The 3,655-nt window shown below is 70.3% G+C and carries 5 protein-coding genes; 3 read left to right on the forward strand and 2 right to left on the reverse strand.

The window, feature by feature from the left end:
* Positions 1-185: 185 nt before the first annotated feature.
* Positions 186-635, forward strand: a complete 450-nt coding sequence (locus ACWEF6_RS42790; RefSeq protein ID WP_310970768.1) for a pyridoxamine 5'-phosphate oxidase family protein — start codon at positions 186-188, stop codon at positions 633-635.
* On the opposite strand, the gene ACWEF6_RS42795 is transcribed toward ACWEF6_RS42790, so the two are convergent.
* Both ACWEF6_RS42795 and ACWEF6_RS42800 read right to left on the reverse strand, forming a co-directional pair.
* Complete coding sequence (locus ACWEF6_RS42795) at positions 632-955, reverse strand: DUF4873 domain-containing protein (protein WP_449688180.1); 324 nt, start codon at positions 953-955, stop codon at positions 632-634. The genes ACWEF6_RS42790 and ACWEF6_RS42795 overlap by 4 nt on opposite strands.
* Positions 952-1,722 (reverse strand): TetR/AcrR family transcriptional regulator, encoded by a 771-nt coding sequence (locus ACWEF6_RS42800; RefSeq protein ID WP_310970765.1) that lies wholly within the window; start codon positions 1,720-1,722, stop codon positions 952-954. Before ACWEF6_RS42800 ends, ACWEF6_RS42795 begins: the two co-directional genes overlap by 4 nt.
* 55 nt (positions 1,723-1,777) lie before the next feature.
* On the opposite strand from ACWEF6_RS42800, the gene ACWEF6_RS42805 reads away from it, so the two are divergent.
* Together ACWEF6_RS42805 and ACWEF6_RS42810 are read left to right on the forward strand one after the other, a co-directional pair.
* Entirely contained in the window at positions 1,778-2,686 is a 909-nt protein-coding gene (locus ACWEF6_RS42805; RefSeq protein ID WP_449688181.1) for an AurF N-oxygenase family protein, read from the forward strand.
* Complete coding sequence (locus tag ACWEF6_RS42810) at positions 2,683-3,591, forward strand: alpha/beta fold hydrolase (RefSeq protein WP_449688182.1); 909 nt, start codon at positions 2,683-2,685, stop codon at positions 3,589-3,591. Before ACWEF6_RS42805 ends, ACWEF6_RS42810 begins: the two co-directional genes overlap by 4 nt.
* The last annotated feature ends 64 nt before the right edge of the window (positions 3,592-3,655 follow it).

The following is a 3,655-nucleotide window of genomic DNA, read 5'->3' on the forward strand; positions in this document are numbered from 1 at the left end:
GCTCTGGTCGCCTGGGGTGTGGCTCTCTGACGCGGCCCGGGGGTTATGTTTTTCGGGCGGTCTGTTTAGGGCCGGTTACCACCCCGACTTACCACTCACGACCAGCTGTGAGAGGTCGCACCCGGTTTCACCGGATGGTGGCGTTTTTCTTGGAGTGTCGCTTTTCCGGCCCCTAGCTTCGCCCGGTGACCACTCTCGAACAGGCCGCCGTCGCGGACCTCGTGCGGAACACCCTGTCCGCGCACAAGTCGATGTTCCTCGCCACCGCCGGCAGCGCCGGGCCGTGGGTCGGCGGGGTCTACTTCGCCGAAAGCGGCGAGTTCACCCTCAACCTCGTGCTCGAGGACCGCGGCCGGACGCTGGCCGCCATCCGGGAGAGCCCGGTGGTCTCGGTCGTCGTCTCCACCGGTTCGCCGATGCAGCCGTTCCTGCAGGCCCAGGCCACCGCCGAGATCCTCGGCGGTGACGAAGACGCGCGGGTGCGCGAGCTGCTCGTCGCCAAGGTCCCCGAGGCCGCACCCTTCCTGGCCGCGCCGGTCACGGCCGTCCGGCTGAGCGTGCCGAAGTGGCGCGCCACGGACATCGCGAACGGCGTGCTGCCCGGTGTCGAGCTGCCCGGCCCGCGGTTGCCTTAGGCGTTGAGCTCTTCCAGGGTCGTGGGCACGTGGAACGGTGGCGTGCTCGTGCCCGTGATCCGGTAGCGGCCCCACGGGTCCGGGTCGGACAGTTCCCCGGTGGCCGAGTGCGCGCCCGCCTGGATGGCGACGGCCTTCTTCTTGCCGCCCGCCAGGCGGGTCAGCTCCTCGTTCACCGCCACCCGGCCGTACCAGCGGTAGTAGCCGTCGATCGGCTGGAAGTAGCCGCGCAGCTCGACCGTCGTCGTCAGCGAAACGCCGTCGACCACCAGGGTCGCCTCGCCGCGGTAGCCGTCTTCGTCGTGCTCGTGCTCGCTCATGACGTTTCCTCCAGCGACTCCGGGGTGCGGCCCAGCTGGACCACCTTGTTGGCTTCCAGGGGAAGGTTCGGGTCGATGACCACGCCGTTCTGGCGGGTCAGCCCGTCGATGGCCGCCCAGATGATCTGCGTCAGGTACTCCACGACCGCGTCGCGGCTCATCGACCGGCGGTCCAGCCACCACTCGCCGGTGTTCTGGACCATGCCGACGATGCCGTGCGCCCACGGCTCGGCCGCGCCGGAGTCCATGTTGAACATCCGCATGTAGTCGCCGAGCAGCGCGGTCAGCGCCGTCGCGATCAGCTCCTTGTCCTCGGCCACGACGTCCGACGACACCGGCTTCTCCGGCCGGCCGTGCGCGAGCAGCCGGTAGAGGTTCGGGTGCTCCTCGATCACCGTGAAGAACGCGTCGAGGGCCATCCGGATCCGCGGCACCGGGGCCAGTTCGGCGTTGATCGCCGGGATCAGCCGCTCGAAGAGGATTTCCGTGCCGCGCTGGCCGAGGGCCACGTACAGGTCGGCCTTGTCGTCGAAGTGCCGGTACAGCACCGGTTTCGTGACGCCGGCCTCCGCGGCGACGTCCTCCATGCCGAGGTCCGGGCCGTGCGTGTCGAGCGCCCGGAGCGCGGCTTCGACGAACTCCTTGCGCCGGGCGATCCGGTGCTTGCGCCAGCGGTCGCGCCGGGCGTCGCCGGTCGCTTCGTCGCCGCGGGAGGACTTGCCGGCCTGCTTGCCTGAGCGCTTGACACGTTCGATCACGAGGGTCATGCTACGCACAGGTAACTGTTACCTCAAGTTACATGTCGCGGAAGGGGTGTCGGCAATGACGCGGACGCTGAAGGAACCGGATCGCGAGAAGACCGCGGACCGCCTGCTGAAGTCGTCGGCGAACAAGTTCTACGACCCCGACGTCGACATCGACTGGACCGCGCCGCTGGTCGAGGGCAAGCGGTTCATCCTCGAGGAGCGTTCCTCGCTCTACGGCACCGAACTCTGGGACAAGCTGACCCCCGAACAGCGCATCGAGCTGGGCAAACACGAGGTCGCGAGCGTCGCCACGACCGGTCTGTGGTTCGAAATCCTGCTGATGCAGATGCTGCTCAAAGAGGTCTACGAACAGGACCCGACGTCCGCGCACGCCCAGTTCGCGCTCACCGAGATCGCCGACGAATGCCGCCACTCGACGATGTTCGCGCGGATGGCGTCGCGGATCGGCTGCCCCGCCTACGGCCCGGTGCCGTGGCTGCGGCGCCTCGCGAAGCTCATGCCGACGATCTCCTACGGCCCGGCCCGCTACGGCGCGATCCTCGTCGCCGAGGAGGTGCTCGACCGGCTGCAGCGCGAGCAGATGAACGACGAAGGCGTCCAGCCGCTGGTCCGGATGGTCAACCGGATCCACGTCCTGGAGGAGGCCCGGCACGTCACCTTCGCCCGCGAGGAGGTCACGCGCGGGATGGCGAAGCTGTCGAAGGCCGAGATCGCCTACCAGCAGTTCATCATCGCGGTCATCTCGTACTTCGTGACGCGGGCGTTCATCAACCCGGACGTCTACAAGGCGGTCGGCATCCGCCCGCGCGACGGCGTCGAGGCGGCGCTGAACAACCCGAACTGGCAGGGGACGATCGCGTGGGCCGGGGAGAAGATCATGCCGTTCCTGCAGGAGTCCGGCCTGGTCGGGCTGCCCGGGAAGTACTTCTGGCGCAAGTCGTTCCTGCTCCCGGCGACCCGATGACGACCGCGTCCCGGCTGCGGAACCCGGCGATCGAGCACCGGTTCGTCGCGAGCGACGGCGCCGCGCTGCACGTCTCGCAGTCCGGGCCGGCCGATTCGGCGGTGACGCTGGTGCTGGTGCACGGCTGGACGCAGGACCACCGGACCTGGGACTTCGTGCTCCCGCACCTCGACCCCGGCCTGCGCGTCCTGCGCTACGACCTGCGCGGCCACGGCGGTTCGTCGCCCGCTCGGCCGGGCGGTGCCACCATCGCGCGGCTGGCCGACGACCTCGCCGAGGTGATCGCCGACCGCGTCCCTTCCGGGCCCCTCGTCCTGGCCGGGCACTCCATGGGCGGCATGACGCTGATGGTGCTCGCCGAACGGCACCCGGCCCTCGTCCGCGACCGGCTGGCCGGCGCGGCGTTCGTGGCGACGTCGTCCGGGGACATGGACCAGCTGACCCTCGGGTTCCCCGGACTGGTGGGCCGGAGCGTGACGCGCTTCGAGCCACGGGTCGCCCGGCTGCTGGCCGGCTTGCGGTCGGACACGCTGCGGCTGCGGCCGGGCCTGGTGCGTTCGGGCGCCCGCCGGCTCGTGTTCGGCGACCGGCCGGGGCGCGCGCAGGTGGACAGCGTCGTCGAGCAGCTGCTCTGCGCGCACCCGGCGAGCGCGGGGCTGTTCCTGGACGCCATCGCGGCCCACCGGGGCGTCGGCGGGCTGGGCGCGCTGTGCGACGTACCGTCGGTGGTGCTGGCGGGCGAGAAGGACCGGCTGTGCCCGCTGCCGCACGCGAAGGTGATCGCGGACGAGCTGCCGCACGCGGAGTTCGTCCGGTTCCCCGGTGCGGGGCACATGCTGCCGCAGGAACGTCCCTTCGAGGTGGCCCGCCGGATCTCCGCGCTGGTCCGGGTGGCCGCCCGCTGACAAGCGCCCCAATGTGGCGTTCGGTGCGTTGAACGCACCCAATGTGGCGTTCGGTGCGTTGGAC

The sequence above is a fragment of the Amycolatopsis sp. NPDC004772 genome (assembly GCF_053601215.1).

Bases quoted from the DNA above. Each gene is read 5' to 3' on its own strand.
- ACWEF6_RS42795 (WP_449688180.1), bottom strand. From the start codon at position 955: ATGAGCGAGCACGAGCACGACGAAGACGGCTACCGCGGCGAGGCGACC.
- ACWEF6_RS42800 (WP_310970765.1), bottom strand. From the start codon at position 1,722: ATGACCCTCGTGATCGAACGTGTCAAGCGCTCAGGCAAGCAGGCCGGC.
- ACWEF6_RS42805 (WP_449688181.1), top strand. From the start codon at position 1,778: ATGACGCGGACGCTGAAGGAACCGGATCGCGAGAAGACCGCGGACCGC.
- ACWEF6_RS42810 (WP_449688182.1), top strand. From the start codon at position 2,683: ATGACGACCGCGTCCCGGCTGCGGAACCCGGCGATCGAGCACCGGTTC.